Source organism: Pseudomonas sp. FP1762 (assembly GCF_030687105.1).
Taxonomy (GTDB): Bacteria; Pseudomonadota; Gammaproteobacteria; order Pseudomonadales; family Pseudomonadaceae; genus Aquipseudomonas; species Aquipseudomonas siliginis.
On record NZ_CP117458.1, the window covers coordinates 3,067,670 to 3,087,295 of the forward strand.

Here is a 19,626-nt window from a genome sequence, read left to right on the forward strand (position 1 = left end):
CAGCCTAATAAAAACACCGAGGGATTCTGGCAATGCGCGATTACTTGTCTGCCACCGAACAGTTCAACTATCAGCACACCGTCGATGCGTCGCTCAGCGGCACGCTGGCGGCACTCAACGCCTGCGTTGAATGTTGCGACCGCCATGCCTTGCCCGGGCGCATTGCGTTGTTCTGGGAAGGTCGCGACGGCTCAAGTGCGACTTACACCTTCACTGATCTGCAAGACAAAGCCGCGCGTTTCGCCAATTTCCTCCTCGCCCAGGGCGTGCAGAAGGGCGATAAAGTCGCTGGCCTGCTGCCACGCAACGTCGAATTGCTCATCACCGTGCTCGCCACCTGGCGCATCGGCGCGGTGTATCAGCCGCTATTCACCGCATTCGGGCCGAAAGCGCTAGAGCACCGCCTGAACAGCTCGGGGGCTAAAATCGTGGTCACCGATGCGTTCAATCGGCCCAAGCTCAATGAAGTCAGCGCATGCCCGACCATCGTCACCGTGGCCGGCGCCAAAGGTCAGGGCATTGTTCGCGGTGATTTCAGTTTCTGGGCTGAGCTGGCCAACTATTCCAATGTCTGCGAGCCGGTATTGCTGACCGGCGAAGACCCGTTCCTGCTGATGTTCACCTCGGGCACGACGGGGCCGGCGAAAGCGCTGTCAGTGCCGCTCAAAGCCATCGTCGCCTTCCAGAGTTACACCCGCGATACGGTGGACCTGCGCCCCGAAGACGCGTTCTGGAACGTCGCCGATCCGGGCTGGGCCTATGGCATCTATTTCGGCGTCACCGGGCCGTTGGCGCTGGGGCACCCGATTACCTTCTATGATGGCCCGTTCACCCTCGAAAGCACCTGCCGGGTGATCAACAAATACGGCATTACCAATCTCACCGGCTCGCCCACTGCCTATCGTTTGCTGATTGCCGGTGGCGATGAGTTCGCCAGATCGATCAAGGGCAAACTGCGCATCGTCAGCAGCGCCGGTGAGCCGCTGAACCCGGAAGTGATCCGCTGGTTCGCCGATAACCTCGACGTGGTCATTCACGATCATTACGGCCAGACCGAACTGGGCATGGTGCTGTGCAATCATCACGGCCTCGAGCACCCGGTGCATGTCGGCGCGGCCGGTTTCGCTTCGCCGGGCCATCGCATTGTCGTGCTCGATGACCAGTACAACGAACTCGGCGTCGGTCAACCCGGCATTCTCGCCATCGACCGCCCGCAGTCGCCGATGTGCTGGTTCGGCGGTTACGAAGGCGCGCCGACCAAGGCCTTCGTCGGCAACTACTACCTGAGCGGCGACACCGTGGAGTGGAATCCGGACGGCAGCATCAGCTTCGTCGGCCGCAGTGATGATGTGATCACCACTTCGGGCTACCGCGTCGGCCCGTTCGACGTGGAAAGTGCCCTGATCGAACACCCGGCCGTGGTCGAAGCGGCGGTCGTCGGCAAGCCCGACCCGGAACGCACCGAACTGGTCAAAGCCTTTGTCGTGCTGAGCGCGCAGTACCGCGCCGCGCCGGAGTTGGCCGAAGAGCTGCGCCAACACGTGCGCAAGCGTCTGGCCGCGCATTCGTACCCGCGTGAAATCGAATTTGTCAGCGAGTTGCCCAAAACCCCGAGTGGCAAATTGCAGCGCTTTATCTTGCGCAACCAGGAAATCGCCAAGGCTCAAGAGGCCGCGGCGCACAACGTTTCAGCTTGAATCCAAGGAAACACCGTCATGCAGATCGAGAACAAGGTTTTTATCGTCACCGGCGGCGCGTCAGGCCTCGGTGCCGCCAGCGCTGAATTGCTGGTCAGTGCCGGCGCAAAAGTCATGCTGGTCGACATGAACGCCGAAGCCGTCGCCGCTCAGGCTCAGCGCCTGGGTGCGCAAAGCGTGGTTGCCGACATCAGCAATGAAGCCGCCGCCGAAGCCGCTGTGCAGGCGACCGTTGCCGCATTTGGCAGCCTCAACGGCCTGATCAACTGCGCCGGCATCGTTCGCGGCGAGAAAATTCTCGGCAAGAACGGCCCGCACGCGCTCAGCAGCTTTGCGCAAGTGATCAACGTCAACCTGATCGGCAGTTTCAACATGCTGCGCCTGGCTGCGGCGGCGATCGCCGAGAGCGAAGCCAACGCTGACGGCGAGCGTGGCGTGATCATCAACACCGCCTCGGTCGCAGCGTTTGATGGTCAGATTGGCCAGGCTGCGTACTCGGCATCCAAAGGCGCGATCGCCAGCCTGACCCTGCCAGCCGCCCGCGAACTGGCGCGCTTCGGCATCCGCGTGATGACCATCGCACCGGGCATTTTCGAAACGCCGATGATGGCCGGCATGACCCCGGAAGTGCGCGACTCGCTGGCCGCTGGTGTGCCGTTCCCGCCGCGTCTGGGCAAGCCTGCCGAATACGCCGCGCTGGTGCGCCACATCATCGAAAACAGCATGCTCAACGGCGAGGTGATCCGTCTCGACGGCGCCTTGCGCATGGCCGCCAAGTAAGGAGGATTAGTCATGACTATGTCCAATGATCCGATTGTTATCGTCAGCGCTGTCCGCACGCCGATGGGTGGTTTTCAAGGTGAACTGAAAAGCCTTACCGCACCGCAACTCGGCGCGGCGGCGATCAAGGCTGCGGTCGAACGCGCCGGTGTCGCCAGCGACGCGGTTGATGAAGTGCTGTTTGGTTGCGTACTGCCCGCCGGCCTCGGCCAGGCGCCGGCACGTCAGGCCGCACTCGGCGCCGGGCTGGATAAATCGACGCGCTGCACCACGGTCAACAAGATGTGCGGCTCGGGCATGCAGACCACCATCATGGCTCACGACATGCTGCTTGCCGGCAGCGCCGACGTGGTGATCGCCGGCGGCATGGAAAGCATGTCCAACTCGCCGTACCTGCTCGATCGCGCCCGCGCCGGCTATCGCATGGGCCATGGCCGCGTGCTCGATTCGATGTTCCTCGACGGCCTCGAAGACGCCTACGACAAGGGCCGCCTGATGGGCACCTTCGCCGAGGATTGCGCCGAGGCCAACGGCTTCAGCCGCGAAGCGCAGGATGCTTTCGCCATTGCCTCGACTACCCGCGCGCAACAGGCGATCAAGGATGGCAGCTTCACCGACGAAATCGTTCCGCTGACGGTGACCGTCGGCAAAGAGCAGGTGGTGATCAGCAACGATGAGCAGCCGCCAAAAGCCAAACTCGACAAGGTTGCCTCGCTGAAACCGGCGTTCCGCGAGGGCGGCACGGTCACCGCAGCCAACTCCAGCTCGATTTCCGACGGCGCGGCGGCGCTGGTGCTGATGCGCCAGTCTCACGCGCAGCAACTGGGCCTCAAGCCGCTGGCGGTGATCCATGGGCATGCTGCGTTCGCTGATACACCGGGCCTGTTTCCCACCGCGCCGATTGGCGCGATCAAGAAACTGGTGAACAAGACCGGTTGGGCGCTGGATCAGGTGGATCTGTTTGAAGTCAACGAGGCGTTTGCCGTGGTCGGCATGGCGGCGATGACGCACCTGGAGATTCCCCACGACAAGCTCAATGTGCATGGCGGCGCCTGCGCGCTGGGCCATCCGATCGGCGCCTCGGGGGCGCGGATTCTGGTGACGTTGCTCGCGGCGCTGCGGCAGAAACAACTCAAGCGCGGCATTGCAGCGATCTGCATTGGCGGCGGCGAAGCCACGGCCATGGCTGTGGAATGCGTTTACTGAAGGCATCGCCGATCAACTGTGGGAGCGAGCCTGCTCGCGAAGACGTCGTTTCAGCCGGCACATGCGTGACTGATACACCGCTTTCGCGAGCAGGCTCGCTCCCACAGGGTTCAATGTCGTACTCAGATTTCAAGGAATCACCATGATCCCCAACGAAGACCAGACCCAGATCCGCGACATGGCCCGGCAGTTTGCCGAGGAACGGCTCAAGCCGTTCGCCGCCGATTGGGATCGCGAGCACCGTTTCCCCAGGGAAGCCATCGCCGAGATGGCTGAGCTGGGCTTCTTCGGCATGCTCGTGCCGGAGCAGTGGGGCGGCTGTGACACCGGCTACCTCGCGTACGCCATGGCTTTGGAAGAAATCGCCGCCGGCGACGGTGCCTGCTCGACGATCATGAGCGTGCACAACTCGGTCGGCTGCGTGCCGATTCTCAAGTTCGGCAATGACGATCAGCGCGAGCGCTTCCTCAAACCGCTGGCCAGCGGCGCGATGCTCGGCGCCTTCGCCCTGACCGAACCGCAGGCCGGTTCCGATGCCAGCAGCCTGAAAACCCGCGCCCGCCTGGAAGGCGATCACTACGTGCTCAACGGCTGCAAACAGTTCATCACCTCCGGGCAGAACGCCGGCATCGTGATCGTGTTTGCCGTGACCGACCCGAGCGCCGGCAAACGCGGGATCAGCGCGTTTATCGTGCCGACCGACTCCCCAGGCTACAAGGTCGCGCGGGTCGAAGACAAACTCGGCCAGCACGCGTCCGACACCTGCCAGATCCTCTTCGAAGATGTGAAAGTGCCGGTCGCCAACCGCCTCGGCGAGGAGGGCGAGGGCTACAAGATCGCCTTGGCCAACCTCGAAGGCGGCCGCGTCGGCATCGCCTCGCAAGCCGTCGGCATGGCCCGCGCCGCGTTCGAAGCCGCCCGTGATTACGCCCGCGAGCGTGACACCTTCGGCAAGCCGATCATCGAGCATCAGGCCGTAGCGTTTCGCCTGGCGGACATGGCCACGCAAATTGCCGTCGCCCGGCAAATGGTGCATTACGCCGCAGCCTTGCGTGACAGCGGCCAACCGGCGCTGGTCGAGGCGTCGATGGCCAAGCTGTTCGCCTCGGAAATGGCTGAGAAGGTCTGCTCCATGGCCTTGCAAACCCTTGGCGGTTACGGTTACCTCAACGACTTTCCGCTGGAACGCATCTACCGCGACGTGCGCGTCTGCCAGATCTACGAAGGCACCAGCGACATTCAGCGCATGGTCATTTCGCGCAATCTCTGACAAGGAATTTTATTCATGACTTACGAAACGATTCTGCTGGAAACCCGCGACCGCGTCGGCCTGATCACCCTCAACCGGCCGCAGGCGCTGAACGCGCTGAACGCGCAGCTGGTCAGCGAAGTGAACCACGCCCTCGATACGCTGGAAGCCGATGCGCACATTGGCTGCATCGTCCTCACCGGTTCGAAAAAAGCTTTCGCCGCCGGCGCCGACATCAAGGAAATGGCTGAGCTGACCTATCCGCAGATCTACATGGACGATCTGTTCAGCGACAGCGATCGCGTGGCCAACCGCCGCAAGCCGATTATCGCCGCGGTCAATGGTTTTGCCCTCGGCGGCGGTTGTGAACTGGCGCTGATGTGCGACTTCATCCTGGCTGGCGACAACGCCAGATTCGGCCAGCCGGAAATCAACCTCGGCGTGCTGCCGGGCATGGGCGGCACCCAGCGCCTGACCCGCGCCGTGGGCAAAGCCAAAGCCATGGAAATGTGCCTGAGCGGGCGCATGATCGACGCGGTGGAAGCCGAGCGCTGCGGCATCGTCGCGCGGATCGTGCCAAGCGATGAGCTGCTTGATGAAGCGCTGAAAGTCGCGGCGGTGATTGCCGGCAAATCACTGCCGATTGCGATGATGATCAAGGAGAGCGTCAACCGCGCGTTCGAGGTCAACCTGACCGAGGGCGTGCGTTTCGAGCGCCGGGTGTTTCATGCCGCGTTTGCGACGCAGGATCAGAAGGAAGGGATGGCGGCGTTTATTGCCAAGCGTGAGGCTGCATTCCAAGGCAAATAGATGCGGTGCCTAAGCTGACGCTTTCGCGAGCAGGCTCGCTCCCACAGGATCTGCACCGTCCAATGTGGGAGCGAGCCTGCTCGCGAAGCTTTTACAACTGATAGTTCTTCAAATCCCGCGCAATCACCATCCGCTGTATCTCGCTCGACCCTTCATAGATCTGGGTAATCCGCGCATCGCGGTAGTACTTCTCGACCGGGTAATCCTCCAGATAGCCATAGCCGCCATGAATCTGGATCGCCGACGAACACACCTTCTCGGCCATTTCCGATGCGAACAGCTTGGCCTGCGAAGCCTCGGACAAGCATGGTTTGCCCGCCGTCCTCAGCCGCGCTGCATGGAGGATCAGCAACCGCGCGGCGTTGATCTGCATGTGCATGTCAGCCAGCAGATTGGCGATGCTCTGGTGCTCGATGATCGGCTTGTCGAATTGCACCCGGTCTTTCGAATAAGCCAGCGCCGCTTCAAAAGCAGCCCGGGCGATACCCAATGCCTGCGCGGCGATGCCGATGCGTCCGCCTTCAAGGTTGGACAGGGCAATCGCAAGGCCCTTGCCGCGTTCGCCGAGCAGATTGGCCTCGGGGATGCTGCAGTTGTTCAGCGTCACCGCGCAGGTGTCGGAGGCGCGGATGCCCATTTTGTGTTCGGTGCGATCGACGATGAAACCCGGTGTGTCGGTCGGCACCAGAAACGCTGACAGGCCTTTTTTGCCGAGATCCGGATCGGTTACCGCGAAGACGATCGCCAGTTTCGCCCGCTTGCCATTGCTGACAAATTGCTTGGCACCGTTGATCACCCATTGGCCGTCGCGCAGTTCGGCGCGGGTGCGCAGGTTGTGTGCTTCGGAGCCGGCCTGGGGTTCGGTCAGACAGAAGCAACCGATGGTCTGCCCACTGGCCAGATCGGCCAGCCAGGTCTGTTTCTGTTCGTCGCTGCCGTAGTTGAGCACCGGGCCGCAGCCGACCGAGTTGTGAATGCTCATGAACGCGCCGGTCGCGCCGTCACCGGCAGAGATTTCCTCAACCGCCAGCGCATAAGCGACGTAATCGACGTAGGTGCCGCCCCATTCTTCCGGCACAACCATGCCGAGCAAGCCCAACTCGCCCATCTTCGCCACCAGGGCGTCGTCGATCCAGCCAGCCTTTTCCCAGGCCTGGGCGTGGGGCGCGATTTCGCCACGGGCAAAATCCCGGGCCATGTCGCGGATCATCACTTGTTCTTCAGTCAGTTCGAGATCGTGCATGACTCAGCTCCCGCTCTCATCAAAACCATGGAAGAAGCTCGCAACCTGCGCAGCGTCCAGCTCAGCGACGGTCGGCGGGTTCCAGCGCGGTGACTTGTCCTTGTCGATCAGCAGGGCGCGCACGCCTTCGATCAGGTCGCCACGGGCAAACCACTGGCGGTCCAGATGCAGCTCCAGCGCAAAGCAATTCTCCAGACTCAAATGTCTGCCGCGACGGAGCATTTCCAGGGTCACGGCCATGGCCAGCGGTGAGCGGGTTTCCAGCAGATCCGCCGTGGTGACCGCCCATTCATGGCTGTCAGCGACAGTGACGGCGCGCAATTGCTCGATCATGCTCGGCACGTCGGGCAGGGCAAAGAAATGGTCGATGGCCGGGCGCAACGCTTGAAGCGGCGCATCCGGCAGGGTTTGCACAGCGTGCTTGGCCAGCAGGTTCTGCAGCGACTTGAGCGGCGTGTCCTGCCACTCCATCTGGTCGAGCTTGTCGTCGAGCAGCGCCAGTTTGCTGCTGTCCAGGTACCAGTCGGCGAGGCCGCAGTACAGCGCATCGGCCGCGCGGATCTGCACGCCGCTGACGCCCAGATAAATCCCCAGCTCACCGGGGATGCGCGGCAGGAAGTAACTGCCGCCGACATCAGGGAAATAACCGATGGCCACTTCCGGCATCGCCAGACGGCTCTTTTCGGTGACCACACGCAGATCGGCGCCTTGCACCAGGCCCATGCCACCGCCGAGGACGAAACCGTCCATCAAGGCCAGCACCGGTTTGCGGTAGTGATGAATGGTCAGGTCGAGGGCATATTCCTCGACGAAGAAATCTTCGTGCAGCGTGTCGCCGCTCTTGTAGCTGTCGTACAGCGAACGAATATCGCCACCGGCGCAGAAGGCCTTTTCACCAGCGCCGCGCAATACCACGGCGTGCACATCGGCGTCAGACGCCCAGGCATCGAGCTGCTGTTGCAGCAGACGCACCATGTCGAGGGTGATTGCATTGAGGCCCGCAGGGCGGTTGAGGGTCAGGTGGCCGATATGGTTGCGCACCTCGGCCAGCACGTCGTTTTGCATGGCATCCATGGACGGGGTCCGCCGGGATGAAGCCTGAGCTGTCATCTGTAACTCCCTGCTTTTATTGTCTTTATTCGAAAAGCCCGCGCGCGGGCGTTAGCGGATCGTAACAGTGCAAATTTGTCGTGTACAACGGGGATATGTGCAGGGGGAATCTGCGTTTTTCTCTTAGCGCCGCTGTCCGTGTAGGAGCTGACGAGTGCAACGAGGCTGCGATCTTTTGATCTTGTTTTTTGAAATCAATAGATCGCAGCCTCGTTGCACTCGTCAGCTCCTACAAAGGGATCATCTGAACGTTTCGGTAATGCTGCGGCGCTTGGCGTGCAGTTCGCTGGCGTGAATCAGGCGTTCGAGGTCTTCGGGGGTGACGTCGATGAAGGCTTCCATGTCGGCCAGCGCCAGTTTCAGGTCTGCGGCGGTGATCGCCTGGCTATCGATCGGGACCACTGGCGGAGCCGGGTCAGCAGCGCGTTTCGGATAGCGGATGCGGGTCAGGTTGTTATAGGCCAGCGCGCTGGCGAGCATGCACAGGGCGCCGAGCATCACCGGCTCCATGGCTTTCCAGTCCATGGCGATGGTCGCAGGGTCGGCCAGCACCAGCGTCAACGCCAAGGCGCCGGCCGGTGGGTGCAGGCAACGCAGCCAGCACATCAGAATCACCGCCATGCCGGCAGCAAGGCAGGCGCTGCCCAGCGTACGGCCAAGAACATGGGCGACCAGCAAGGCGACCACGCCAGCACACAGGTAGCCGCCAAGAATCGACCATGGCTGGGCGAGGGCGCCTGAGGACACCGCGAACAGCAGCACCGCCGAAGCGCCGAGCGGGCCGACCAGGTGAAACGCAACGTCATGGCCGAACACCTGCGCGCACATCCACACGCTGAACAGCGTGCCCAGGCCCATGCCGATCGCGGCACGGCTCCATTCAGTGGGGCGGGTGTTGATGGCAGCGGGCAACCAGCGAGCAAGCATGTAGAACTGATCCTTTACAAAATCCGGGGCAAAAAAAAGGACTTGTCCGGCAAATCCGGAAAGCCCTAGAAGCGTTCCAACATTGGGGGAGGAACGCGCGTAGTTTGCCGATCAAAATCGATGCTGACAAATTCATATAAATGCAGTTTTAGTGCACTATTTTTGCATTGAAGCGGTGCGCCGAGCGCTGACGAAGCATAGGTATCCACCCAGCGCCGCCAAACCGCTCAGGGCGTAGAACATGCTCGGCGCAGGCGTGTGCATCAATAGAAACCCGCACATTACCGGGCTGGCAGCCCCGCCAAGCGCTGACAGGTTCTGCGCGCCGTAGTAACTGCCGCGCAGTGCCTCCGGGGCGAGGGTGTCAACGAACAGGAAGTCGGCGGGGTAGATGATCATCTCGCCCAGGGTGAAGATGAACATCGCCACGCACCAGCCGAGCAGGCTGTCCGCCAGACTGAAACCGATCAACCCGACGATGAACAGCGCGGTGCCGCCGGCAATCCAGTGACGCAGGTGTTCGCGACTGAGCCAGCGACCCACCTGGTACTGCAGCAGGATCACCGTGATTGCGTTGCAGGCGAGCAGGGCGGCCATGGTGTCGAGCGTTTGTTGCTGGGTGTGGGTGACCAGCAGGTATTGCGACAGGTACAGGGTGAAGCGCCCGTGCACCAACGTGCTGAGCAGGCAGCCAAGGGTGAACAGCACCATGGTGCGGTCGTTTTTCAGGATCATCAGCGTGTCGAGGAAACTTTGCGGCGCACTGCCGGATGTTATCGGACTGGCATCCCTGGTCGCGCCGAGCAGCAGAAAAATACTGCCAATGGCGATCGCACCGGCAACGATGAACGGCGCGGACGGCTGCACCCCGGCAATCACCACGCCAATCATCGGGCCGACGGCGTAACCGATATTGGTCAGCGTGTAATTGAGGGAAAACGCCTTGACCCGCTGGCCCACCGGCAGGTTTTCACTGAGGATCGCCTTGGAGCCGATGAGGAACAGCGCCGACGCGGTTTCGCTGATGATCAGCACCAGGGTGACCACATACAGATTCTGCGCGAAGGTCAGCAGGATCAGGCCGATACCGCTGGAGAGCATGGCCAGGATCAGCAACTGCCGCTTGTCCAGCTTGTCGATGATGTAGCCACCGTACAGCGACAGCAATGTTGCGCTGAACACGGCGATGCCGAGCAGCAAGCCGACATCCTGCGGATCGAGGCCAAGCTTGTTGCTGAGGAACAGCGTCAGCAACGGACTGATCAGAGCACGACTGATTACCACGGTCAGCGAGCTGATCATCAACCGGCGAATAAACGGCGAATAGATGGCCACGGAAGGGGAATGTCCTTATTCGGGAAGCGTGGGCGAACGCCATCCTCTCTGGGCAGCCGCCACCGGTCAACCCCCATCGCCCCATGCACATTGTCCCTGTGGGAGCTGGCTTGCCAGCGATTGCGGTGTGTCAGGCAACATTTGAATCGGCTGATATTCCGTCATCGCTGGCAAGCCAGCTCCCACAGGGTCTGTGTGCAGTCCACTGCCATCACTGGCCACCAGCGAGCCAGTTCAGGCTACATCAGACGCTGCCGGCCACTGCCGCAAGGTGATCGGCAACTTGCAAGACTCACCGCGCCCCATCGGGAAATACTGAAAGCCATTGCGCGCCAGGCGCTCGGCGTCGTACAGGTTGCGGCCGTCAAAGATCACCGGGCTGTTGAGGCGCTGTTTGATCAGCTCGAAATCCGGGGCCTTGAACTGTTGCCATTCGGTGCAGATGATCAACGCATCGGCGCCGGCCAGTACCGATTCCGGCGTGCCCATCAACATCAGCTTCGACTCATCTGGATAGAGCTTTTGCGTTTCGACCATGGCCTCCGGATCAAACGCGCGCACGCTGGCACCGGCAGCCCATAAGTCTTCGAGCAGAACCCGGCTCGGCGCGTCGCGCATGTCGTCGGTGTTGGGTTTGAACGCCAGGCCCCACAGGGCAAAGGTCTTGCCGCGCAAATCGCCCCGGTAGAACACGTTGATGCGCTCGAACAGCTTGTGCTTCTGGCGCTGGTTGATCGCCTCGACCGCTTGCAGCAGATCACTGGAGCAATGTGCCTGCTCGGCACTGTGAATCAACGCGCGCATGTCCTTGGGAAAACACGAACCGCCGTAGCCGCAACCCGGATAGATAAAGTGATAGCCAATCCGCGTATCGGCACCGATGCCCTGGCGCACTGCTTCGATATCTGCGCCCAGGTGCTCGGCGAGTTCCGCGATCTGGTTGATGAAGCTGATCTTGGTCGCCAGCATGCAATTGGCGGCGTATTTGGTCAGCTCGGCACTGCGCAAGTCCATGAACAGGATGCGGTCATGGTTGCGGTTGAACGGCGCGTACAGATCGCGCATCACATCGCGCACTTCAGTGCCTTCGCAACCAATGACAATGCGATCCGGTCGCCGGCAATCAGCAACCGCTGAACCTTCCTTGAGAAATTCCGGGTTGGAGACAATATCGAATTGCAGCAGGCGGCCAATCTTGATCAGGGCCTTTTCGATGTGGCTGCGCAAAGCGTCGCCCGTGCCCACCGGCACCGTGGACTTTTCCACCACGATCAATGGCTGCTCGCGATGTCGGGCAATCGCGTCGCCAACCGAGAGGACGTAGCGCAGGTCCGCCGAACCATCCTCGCGTGACGGCGTGCCCACCGCGATGAACGCCACACGCCCATGCAACACCGCAAACCGCTCATCGGTGGTGAATTGCAGGCGTTTCGAATCCAGGCCTTCACGCACCAGACTGGCCAGCCCCGGCTCGTAAATACTGACGTGCCCCTGGCCCAACTGCTCGATCTTCTGCGCGTCGACATCCATGCACACGACCTCGTGACCGACCTCGGCCAGCACCGCCGCCTGCACCAGACCGACATAACCACTGCCAAACACCGTGATCTTCATGCCGCACTCCTGCTCGCAGTTCCCTGCACTGAACATAAGAGCGCGATGTTTCAGTTCGCCTACTGCTGAAGAATCAGCAAACAGACCGTTCGGGGAATGCCCGATTGACTTTTACCGCCTCGAACGGCAGGTTGTCGGCCTTTCGCGGTAACCCTTGTCATCGAGTCATGCCGTTTTTTGCGTTTCATTTCATGCATTTATTGTTTTTGTTGAATCGTTTTTTATTTCAAGGCCGTTTCGTTTGAGTGATTTGTCGAGTACCCAACCTGCACCGTCCAACAACAATCCGCTGACCGTTTACCTGGCGCGACTGGCACCTTCCAGCCAGTTGACCATGCGTTATGTGCTGCAAGACGCCGCTGACCGCCTCGGTTTCGAGGACGTCGATATCGAAGAAATCCCCTGGCACGGCCTGCAACCGGAAGACGTGGTGGCGCTGGTCGCCGCTTTGCGCGCCGATGGTTATGCACCGAACACCTCGTCGCTGTACGTGAACGCCGTACGCGGGGTGATGAACGAAGCATGGCGCATGAGCCTGATCAGCCAGGATCACCTGCTGAAGATGCGTTCGGTCAAGGGCATAGCCGGCACGCGGCTGTCCCAGGGGCGCAACCTCAAGCGCACGCTGATTCATGAACTGATGGAAGTCTGCGCTGCCGACCCGCGCCCGCAGGGCCTGCGTGATGCGGCGGTGATAGCGCTGCTGTACGGCACCGGCATGCGCAAGTCGGAATCGGTGGATCTGGATCTGAGCCAGGTCGACTTTCACGAACGCAGCCTGACGGTGACCGGCAAAGGCAACAAGCAGTTGATCAAATACGCGCCGGCCTGGGCCTTTGCCAAGCTCGACGCCTGGCTGGAACTGCGTCGTTCACAGCTCAAGGAAGGCGAGAGCGACGATGCGTTTCTGTTCAACCGTATTCGCCGGGGCAGCCACATCACCCGCGAGCGCATCACCAAACACGCGATTTACTACATTGCCCGCCAGCGCGGTACGCAGGTCGGGGTGAAAATCATGCCCCATGACTTCCGTCGTTCATTCATCACCCGGGTGATCGAAGAGCACGACCTGTCGATCGCACAGAAACTGGCGCATCACAGCAATATCCAGACGACTGCCAACTACGATGTGCGTGATGACAACGAGCGGCGGCGGGCGGTGGATCGCTTCGATTTGTAAACGGTGTCAGGTCTGCGGCGGGCAGCGCGAGCCGCTGGCACCCTGCGCGATGTGCGCAGCGAGGCGTTTGATGTTGTTCTGTTGCGCGGTTACCAGTTCGTCGATGCTCGGGCCTGAAGGTGTCTGCAACACCGAGCGACAGCTCAGCAGGGCCGCGTCCGCAGCACCTAATGGGCGCACTCGCCATTTCACGTCGATCAAGGCGTACTGACCGGGAATCGAATCGAAGCGCTGCACGTCGATTCGCACGGAAGCGCGCTGCTGGCCGACGCCGCCGCTCAATTGATCGACCAGCGCACCGCGCAATTCATCGGCAAGGGTGGCGCTCCACCAATCGGTATCCAGGATGGCCACGCCGCTGTTGCCTTGACGAATCACGATCTGCGCGCGATCGACCTGCGGCGGCACGCTGATGCTTTCGATGGCGATGTCGGCGCCGGTGCGGCTGGCGCCCGGTTGCGCCGGGGTCAGCGTATGGAAGCTGATCGGGTCGCTACGGCACGCGGCCAGCAGCACGAGCGCAGCGAGCAGGGAGATCTTCAACGGTAAAACCATGGATGCAGCTCCTGTGCTCAATTGCGTGGCGGCCCTTTGAGGTCCAGCGGCGCGGCGTTGTCGGGGCGTCCGCGAATCAGCGACTCAGGGTGGCGACCGAGGTAATCCGACAGCTCTCGCAACGAGCGCGACATGCGCCCGAGCTCGTCGAGGGTCTCGGTGAGTTGCTCGCGCTGCGGTGAATCCTCGGCCAGGGTCGAATTGGCGGACTGCAAGGTCTTGCTGACATCGGCGAGGGTGCTCTGTACACCCGGCAGAGTCCTGGCGTTGAACTGCTTCAGGCCTTTGCGCAGCTCGACCAGATTGCCGTCGAGGTTGCTGGCGATGCGCTCCACTGGCAGCGCGTTGATCTTGTTCACCATCGCCTCGAGTTTTTCCTGCAACTGTTCGAGGCTGCCGGGGACGGTCGGAATGGTGACCGGCCGTGCCGTAGGGTCGAACGCGACTTTCGGCGCTTTGGGGTAGAAATCCAGCGAGATATACAACTGACCGGTGAGCAGGTTGCCGTTGCGGGCCTGGGCGCGAAGGCCGTTTTCGATGAACGTGCCGATCAGGCGCGCGCCGGTGGCCTCGTCGTTTTCGTCGCCATGGTAAGCCTTGAGCATTTTCGCGTGGGCGCGACCCAGGCGCTGCGGATAGATGACGATGCCGACATTCACCGGGAAGGTGCGCTTGACCTCGTCGAAGTCGAGATTGACTGCCACCACGCGACCGATTTCAACTCCGAGGAACTCCACCGGCGCGTCAACCTTGAGCCCGCGCAAGGCTTGATCGAAGCGCAGCGACAGATACTGTGCCTTGCCGTTGGGCGGGGCGAGGGCGGTGGCCTGGTCGGCGAACAGTTCGAAACCCTTGTCTTCACTGGCTGGCGAATCGTTGGGGCTGTAATCCGGAGCGCGGAAAGCGATGCCGCCCACCAGCAGGGTCGACAGCGACTCGGTTTTCACCGCAAAGCCGTTGGCACCGACATTGATGTCGATGCCGCTGGCGTTCCAGAAACGGGTGTTTTCGGTGACGTAGGCGTCATTCGGCGAATGCACGAAGACTTCGATATTGACCCCTTTGCCGTCCTGGTCCAAGGCATAGGACACCACTTGGCCAACCGGGATCTTGCGGTAATAGACGGGGGAGCCGATGTCCAGCGAGCCGAGGTCGGCGGTGTGCAGGGTGAAACGCTTGCCCGGTTCGCCATAGGTGATCGGCGGCGGGTTCTCCAGACCCTTGAAGTTTTTTGAGCGGGTATTGGCCTGGCCAATGTCGGCACCGATGTAGTCGCCCGACAGCAATGTGTCGATGCCCGATACCCCGCCGGCGCCGATGCGCGGACGTACCACCCAGAATTGCGAGTCCTCGCGGGTGAAGGCTTCGGCCTGCTTGGCGAGTTTGATCGTGGCGTTGACGTGTTTATGGTCGTTGGCCAGTTCAACATCGGAGACATGGCCGATGACTACGTTGCGGTACCTGACTTCGGTCTTGTTGGCGGTCAGGCCATCGCCGGTCTTGAAGGTGACGGTGATCGTCGGGCCTTCCTGGAGGATGTTGTGAATCACCAGCGAAATGCCCACCAGCACCGCCACGATCGGCACGATCCATACCAGCGAGATACCGAATCGGCGGGTTTTGACCGGCGCCTGACCGGGTGCTCGCGGCTCGTCGCTGGCTGACGACTTCATCCATGTCCTCCTCAATTAATCGGGCACTGAGCGTCAGGAACGCAAAAGCACTTCATCAATATAGAAGTGCTTGGCGATAGAGCAAATGTGTATAGCTGGCGTGGGACGCGATTGCGGTGCAAGGAGCTGCCGAAGGTTGCGACCTGATCGTTCCCATGCTCTGCGTGGGAATGCAGCCCGGGACGCTCTGCGTCCCAAGATCGCAGCCTTCGGCAGCTCCTACTGGGGCCAGAGTCGTGGCGGGCTCAGCCGAGCATTTCGCGCAGGCGATACCAGAACATGCCCAGCGCCAACAACGGCGAACGCAACGCCGGGCCGCCGGGGAAGGTCATGTGCGGCACGCTGCTGAACACGTCCATGCCCTGGCTATGCCCGGCGTGAATGGCTTCGCCCAGCAATTTCGCGCACCAATGGGTGACGTTGAGGCCATGGCCGGAATAGCCCTGCGCGTAAAACACGTTCGGGTGCTGTTTGAGCCGGCCAACCTGGGGGAAACGATTGGCGGTAATACCGATCTTCCCGCCCCATTGGTAGTCGATGCGCACGTCGGCCAGTTGCGGGAACACCTTGAGCATTTTCGGTCGCATGTAGGCGGCGATATCCGCCGGATCGCGCCCGGAGTAATGACAAGCACCGCCGAACAGCAGACGTCGATCCGCCGAGAGACGGTAATAATCGAGCCCGACTTTCTGATCGCACAGCGCCAGGTTCTGTGGAATCAACTGCGCGGCACGGCTTTCGTCCAGCGGCTCGGTGGCGATGATGTAACTGCCGGCGGGCAGCACTTTGCCGCTGAGTTTCGGCTCGAGGTCATCCAGATGCGCGTTGCAGCCAAGCACCAGGCTGCCGGCGCGTACTGAACCGGTGGCGCAGCGCACCTCGACGGTCGGGCCATGGAGGATTTCCAGGACCGGACTCTGCTCGAAGATCCGCACGCCCAGCGACGCGGCGAGACGCGCTTCGCCCTGAACCAGATCAAGCGGATGCAAATGGCCCGAACCCATGTCGATCAATCCGCCGGCGTACACACCGGCGTCGACCACTTGCTGCCGGATCTGCTCCGGCCCGACCAGCCTCGTTGCGTGGGCATAGTCGAGTTCGGCAAGGCTGTCCTGCTCTTGCTGGAACGCGGCAAATTGCGCGGCGGTGTTGGCCAGTTCGCAAAAGCCCCAGCGCAGATCACAGTCGATGGCGTTGTCAGTGATGCGCTGGCGCACCAGCTCCACCGAATCGATGCCGGCGCGCTGCAGATAGCGCACGCCGTCCTGGCCAACGTAACGGGCGAAACCCTCGACTTCATGGCCGATGCCGCGAATCAGCTGCCCGCCATTGCGCCCGCTGGCGCCCCAGCCGATACGTCGCGCCTCGAGCAAAACCACTGACAGACCGCGCTGCGCCAGCTCAATCGCGGTATTGACGCCAGTGAAACCGCCACCGATCACGCAGACATCGGCAATCAAATCCCCGTTTAGCGCAGGGTAGGCCGTGCTCGCCCGCGCAGAAGCGGCGTACCAGGAGCGGGCGTGCTGTGAATTGTGCTGATTCATTTGTTCGACTTCACTTTGCTCCACGACCGGGTCATCAGACGCATGATCGCCTGGGGCGGGGTCGAGGAAATGTAGAGTTTGTCGAGCACCGACTGCGGCGGATAAACCTCAGGGTTGTTGACCAGTTCCTCATCCATGAACGGCTTGGCCGCCGGGTTCGGGTTGGCGTAGCCGACGGTGGCGCTGACCTTGGCGATCACCTGCGGATCAAGCAGGTAATTGATGAAGGCATGGGCCTCTTTGGCGTTGCTCGCATCAGCGGGAATCGCCAGCAGATCAAACCACAGGTTGGCGCCTTCCTTGGGGATGGCGTAAGCGATATTGACGCCGTTCTTCGCTTCCTTGGCGCGGTTGGCCGCCTGGAACACATCGCCGGAGTAACCGAACGCGACGCAGATGTCACCATTGGCCAGGTCCGACACGTACTTGGAAGAATGGAAATAGGTGATGTACGGACGGATGCTCAGCAGCTTGGCTTCGGCCTTTTTGTAGTCTTCAGGGTTTTCACTGCGCGGATCCATGCCCATGTAGTTGAGGATGGCCGGGAAGACTTCGTCGGCGGAGTCCATCATCGACACACCGCACTGGCTGAGCTTCTTCAGATTCTCCGGTTCAAACAACACGGCCCAGGAATCGATGTGGTCGATGCCGAGCACTTGCTTGACCTTGTCGACGTTGTAGCCGATGCCGTTGGTGCCCCACAGATAGGGCACCGAGTGCTCATTGCCTGGATCGTTTTTCTCAAGCAATTCAAGCAGTTTCGGGTCAAGGTTCTTCCAGTTTGGTAACTGTGAACGATCGAGCTTCATGAACGCGCCGGCCTTTACCTGACGGGCGAGGAAGTGGTTGGACGGCACGACCACGTCGTAACCGGTGCGGCCGGCGAGGAGTTTGCCTTCAAGGGTTTCGTTGGAGTCGAAGACGTCGTAGATCACCTTGATCCCGGTCTTGCTCTGGAAGTCGGCGAGGGTGGTTTCGCCGATGTAGTCGGTCCAGTTGTAGACGCTGACCTGGGGCTCGGCGTGGGCTACGGCACTGAACAGCGCGCTCAGCGCGACCGGGAGTACGGATTTCAATAGACGCATATCGACACCTCTTCTTGTAATGATCGTTCCCACGCTCTGCGTGGGAATGCCGCAACGGACGCTCGGCGTTCGGCTTTGGATGGGACGCAGAGCGTCCCGGGATGCATTCCCACGCGGGAGCGTGGGAACGATCAACTGTGCGGCCGTCTTCGCGAGCAGGCTCGCTCCCACAGGGACGGCTGCGCCGTCAGACGCTCAGCAGCAGGAACTCTCGCTCCCAGGAGCTGATCACGCGCTTGAAGTTTTCGTGCTCGGCGCGTTTGACCGCGACGTAACCGCGGACGAATTTGCTGCCCAGGTATTCGGCGACTTTCGGGCAGTCTTCCATCTGCGTCAGGGCTTCTTCGATGGTGATGGGCAGGCGCAGGTTGCGGCGTTCATAGGCCCGGCCTTCGACCGCCGCGCTCGGCTCGATCTTCTCGACCATGCCGATGTAGCCGCACAGCAGGCTCGCGGCAATCGCCAGATACGGGTTGGCGTCGGCACCGGGCAAGCGGTTCTCCACGCGCATCGATTCAGGCCCGGAAGTCGGCACACGCAGGCCCACCGTGCGGTTCTCTTCACCCCATTCGACGTTGACCGGTGCCGAGGTGTCCGGCAGGAAACGGCGGAACGAATTGACGTTCGGCGCGAACATCGGCAGCACTTTCGGGATGTATTTCTGCAAGCCACCGATGTGATGACGGAACAGCTCGCTCATGTTGCCCTCGGCATCGGCAAAGATCGGCTGGCCCGTCGCGATCTCGACCACACTCTGGTGCAGGTGCATGGCGCTGCCGGGCTCGTCGCCGATCGGTTTGGCCATGAACGTCGCGGTGACATTGTGCTTGAGCGCTGCTTCGCGCAGGGTGCGTTTGAACACGGTGATCTGGTCAGCCAGATCCAGCGCATCGCCGTGGCGGAAGTTGATTTCCATCTGCGCCGGGCCGTCTTCGTGGATCAGCGTGTCGAGATCCAGACCTTGCAGTTCGCACCAGTCGTAGACGTCTTCGAACAGCGGATCGAACTCGTTGGCGGCATCGATCGAGAATGACTGGCGACCGCTTTCCGCACGACCCGAACGACCCAGTGGTGCCTTGAGCGGCAGGTCCGGGTCTTCACAGCGTTGGGTCAGGTAGAACTCCATTTCCGGCGCGACAATCGGCTTCCAGCCCTTGTCGGTATAAAGCTGCAGGACTTTCTTCAGCACATTGCGCGGCGACAGTTCGATCGGGTTGCCGAACTTGTCGAAGGTGTCATGGATGACGATGGCGGTCGGCTCGATTGCCCAAGGAATGACGTACACGGCGTCGGAAACCGGCTTGCAGACCATGTCGATGTCGGCCGGGTCGAGCAGGTCGTAGTAGATGTCGTCGTCAACAAAATCCCCGGTTACCGTTTGCAGCAGCACGCTCTCCGGCAAGCGCATGCCGCGCTCATGCAGGAACTTGTTGGTCGGTGCAATCTTGCCGCGGGCGATGCCGGTCAGGTCGCTGACCACGCATTCGACTTCGGTAATCTTGTGATCTTTCAGCCAGGTGAACAGCTGATCGAAAGGGGCGTTCATAAAGACCTCGTTATTGGCTTTGTAGACGCCGGGGAGGGCGGGTTTCATCTTCCGCCCCTTCCCCTGTGG

16 protein-coding genes are annotated in these 19,626 nt (G+C 61.3%); 6 read left to right on the plus strand and 10 right to left on the minus strand.

Going from position 1 to position 19,626, the window contains the following annotated elements:
• Positions 1 to 32 precede the first annotated feature (32 nt).
• The 5 genes from PSH90_RS13690 (at position 33) to PSH90_RS13710 (ending at position 5,742) form a co-directional block, all read left to right on the plus strand.
• Entirely contained in the window at positions 33 to 1,697 is a 1,665-nt protein-coding gene (locus tag PSH90_RS13690; RefSeq protein ID WP_305380778.1) for an AMP-binding protein, read from the plus strand.
• A gap of 18 nt (positions 1,698 to 1,715) precedes the next feature.
• The gene (locus PSH90_RS13695) at positions 1,716 to 2,477 is read left to right on the plus strand and encodes an SDR family NAD(P)-dependent oxidoreductase (protein ID WP_041480381.1); all 762 of its coding nucleotides are present in this window, start codon (positions 1,716 to 1,718) and stop codon (positions 2,475 to 2,477) included.
• Positions 2,478 to 2,489: 12 nt separating this feature from the next.
• Positions 2,490 to 3,683, plus strand: a complete 1,194-nt coding sequence (locus PSH90_RS13700) for an acetyl-CoA C-acyltransferase (RefSeq protein WP_305380779.1) — start codon at positions 2,490 to 2,492, stop codon at positions 3,681 to 3,683.
• A gap of 142 nt (positions 3,684 to 3,825) precedes the next feature.
• A complete protein-coding gene (locus PSH90_RS13705) occupies positions 3,826 to 4,953 on the plus strand; it encodes an acyl-CoA dehydrogenase (RefSeq protein ID WP_305380780.1) in 1,128 nt (375 codons plus the stop codon).
• A 15-nt stretch (positions 4,954 to 4,968) separates the two neighbouring features.
• Positions 4,969 to 5,742, plus strand: a complete 774-nt coding sequence (locus tag PSH90_RS13710) for an enoyl-CoA hydratase (protein ID WP_024012950.1) — start codon at positions 4,969 to 4,971, stop codon at positions 5,740 to 5,742.
• A 91-nt stretch (positions 5,743 to 5,833) separates the two neighbouring features.
• On the opposite strand, the gene PSH90_RS13715 is transcribed toward PSH90_RS13710, so the two are convergent.
• The 5 genes from PSH90_RS13715 to PSH90_RS13735 all read right to left on the minus strand — a co-directional run bounded on the left by PSH90_RS13715 (position 5,834) and on the right by PSH90_RS13735 (position 11,971).
• Complete coding sequence (locus PSH90_RS13715; RefSeq protein WP_041480377.1) at positions 5,834 to 6,985, minus strand: acyl-CoA dehydrogenase family protein; 1,152 nt, start codon at positions 6,983 to 6,985, stop codon at positions 5,834 to 5,836.
• Between the two features lie 3 nt (positions 6,986 to 6,988).
• A complete protein-coding gene (locus PSH90_RS13720; protein WP_305380781.1) occupies positions 6,989 to 8,095 on the minus strand; it encodes an enoyl-CoA hydratase/isomerase family protein in 1,107 nt (368 codons plus the stop codon).
• A gap of 240 nt (positions 8,096 to 8,335) precedes the next feature.
• A complete protein-coding gene (locus PSH90_RS13725; RefSeq protein ID WP_252880110.1) occupies positions 8,336 to 9,022 on the minus strand; it encodes an HPP family protein in 687 nt (228 codons plus the stop codon).
• A gap of 156 nt (positions 9,023 to 9,178) precedes the next feature.
• On the minus strand, positions 9,179 to 10,357 hold the full coding sequence (locus PSH90_RS13730; protein WP_305380782.1) for an MFS transporter: 1,179 nt from the start codon (positions 10,355 to 10,357) through the stop codon (positions 9,179 to 9,181).
• Between the two features lie 234 nt (positions 10,358 to 10,591).
• Positions 10,592 to 11,971 (minus strand): UDP-glucose 6-dehydrogenase, encoded by a 1,380-nt coding sequence (locus PSH90_RS13735; RefSeq protein ID WP_056785994.1) that lies wholly within the window; start codon positions 11,969 to 11,971, stop codon positions 10,592 to 10,594.
• Between the two features lie 241 nt (positions 11,972 to 12,212).
• On the opposite strand from PSH90_RS13735, the gene xerC reads away from it, so the two are divergent.
• The gene (gene xerC / locus PSH90_RS13740) at positions 12,213 to 13,151 is read left to right on the plus strand and encodes a tyrosine recombinase XerC (RefSeq protein WP_305965242.1); all 939 of its coding nucleotides are present in this window, start codon (positions 12,213 to 12,215) and stop codon (positions 13,149 to 13,151) included.
• A 6-nt stretch (positions 13,152 to 13,157) separates the two neighbouring features.
• Here xerC and PSH90_RS13745 read toward each other — a convergent pair whose 3' ends face one another.
• The 5 genes from PSH90_RS13745 to PSH90_RS13765 form a co-directional block, all read right to left on the minus strand.
• The gene (locus PSH90_RS13745) at positions 13,158 to 13,706 is read right to left on the minus strand and encodes a membrane integrity-associated transporter subunit PqiC (protein WP_305380783.1); all 549 of its coding nucleotides are present in this window, start codon (positions 13,704 to 13,706) and stop codon (positions 13,158 to 13,160) included.
• A gap of 17 nt (positions 13,707 to 13,723) precedes the next feature.
• A complete protein-coding gene (locus PSH90_RS13750) occupies positions 13,724 to 15,379 on the minus strand; it encodes an intermembrane transport protein PqiB (RefSeq protein WP_095180020.1) in 1,656 nt (551 codons plus the stop codon).
• A 245-nt stretch (positions 15,380 to 15,624) separates the two neighbouring features.
• Positions 15,625 to 16,926, minus strand: coding sequence for an FAD-binding oxidoreductase (locus PSH90_RS13755; protein ID WP_150635323.1), 1,302 nt, complete (start codon positions 16,924 to 16,926; stop codon positions 15,625 to 15,627).
• Entirely contained in the window at positions 16,923 to 18,011 is a 1,089-nt protein-coding gene (locus PSH90_RS13760) for a polyamine ABC transporter substrate-binding protein (protein WP_305380784.1), read from the minus strand. The genes PSH90_RS13755 and PSH90_RS13760 overlap by 4 nt, the downstream gene beginning before the upstream one ends.
• A gap of 187 nt (positions 18,012 to 18,198) precedes the next feature.
• Positions 18,199 to 19,557, minus strand: a complete 1,359-nt coding sequence (locus tag PSH90_RS13765; protein ID WP_041480368.1) for a glutamine synthetase family protein — start codon at positions 19,555 to 19,557, stop codon at positions 18,199 to 18,201.
• Positions 19,558 to 19,626: the final 69 nt, after the last annotated feature.

Coding starts and splice junctions, on each gene's coding strand:
- PSH90_RS13690 (WP_305380778.1), top strand. CDS start 33: ATGCGCGATTACTTGTCTGCCACCGAACAGTTCAACTATCAGCACACC.
- PSH90_RS13695 (WP_041480381.1), top strand. CDS start 1,716: ATGCAGATCGAGAACAAGGTTTTTATCGTCACCGGCGGCGCGTCAGGC.
- PSH90_RS13700 (WP_305380779.1), top strand. CDS start 2,490: ATGACTATGTCCAATGATCCGATTGTTATCGTCAGCGCTGTCCGCACG.
- PSH90_RS13705 (WP_305380780.1), top strand. CDS start 3,826: ATGATCCCCAACGAAGACCAGACCCAGATCCGCGACATGGCCCGGCAG.
- PSH90_RS13710 (WP_024012950.1), top strand. CDS start 4,969: ATGACTTACGAAACGATTCTGCTGGAAACCCGCGACCGCGTCGGCCTG.
- PSH90_RS13715 (WP_041480377.1), bottom strand. CDS start 6,985: ATGCACGATCTCGAACTGACTGAAGAACAAGTGATGATCCGCGACATG.
- PSH90_RS13720 (WP_305380781.1), bottom strand. CDS start 8,095: ATGACAGCTCAGGCTTCATCCCGGCGGACCCCGTCCATGGATGCCATG.
- PSH90_RS13725 (WP_252880110.1), bottom strand. CDS start 9,022: ATGCTTGCTCGCTGGTTGCCCGCTGCCATCAACACCCGCCCCACTGAA.
- PSH90_RS13735 (WP_056785994.1), bottom strand. CDS start 11,971: ATGAAGATCACGGTGTTTGGCAGTGGTTATGTCGGTCTGGTGCAGGCG.
- PSH90_RS13745 (WP_305380783.1), bottom strand. CDS start 13,706: ATGGTTTTACCGTTGAAGATCTCCCTGCTCGCTGCGCTCGTGCTGCTG.
- PSH90_RS13750 (WP_095180020.1), bottom strand. CDS start 15,379: ATGAAGTCGTCAGCCAGCGACGAGCCGCGAGCACCCGGTCAGGCGCCG.
- PSH90_RS13755 (WP_150635323.1), bottom strand. CDS start 16,926: ATGAATCAGCACAATTCACAGCACGCCCGCTCCTGGTACGCCGCTTCT.
- PSH90_RS13760 (WP_305380784.1), bottom strand. CDS start 18,011: ATGCGTCTATTGAAATCCGTACTCCCGGTCGCGCTGAGCGCGCTGTTC.
- PSH90_RS13765 (WP_041480368.1), bottom strand. CDS start 19,557: ATGAACGCCCCTTTCGATCAGCTGTTCACCTGGCTGAAAGATCACAAG.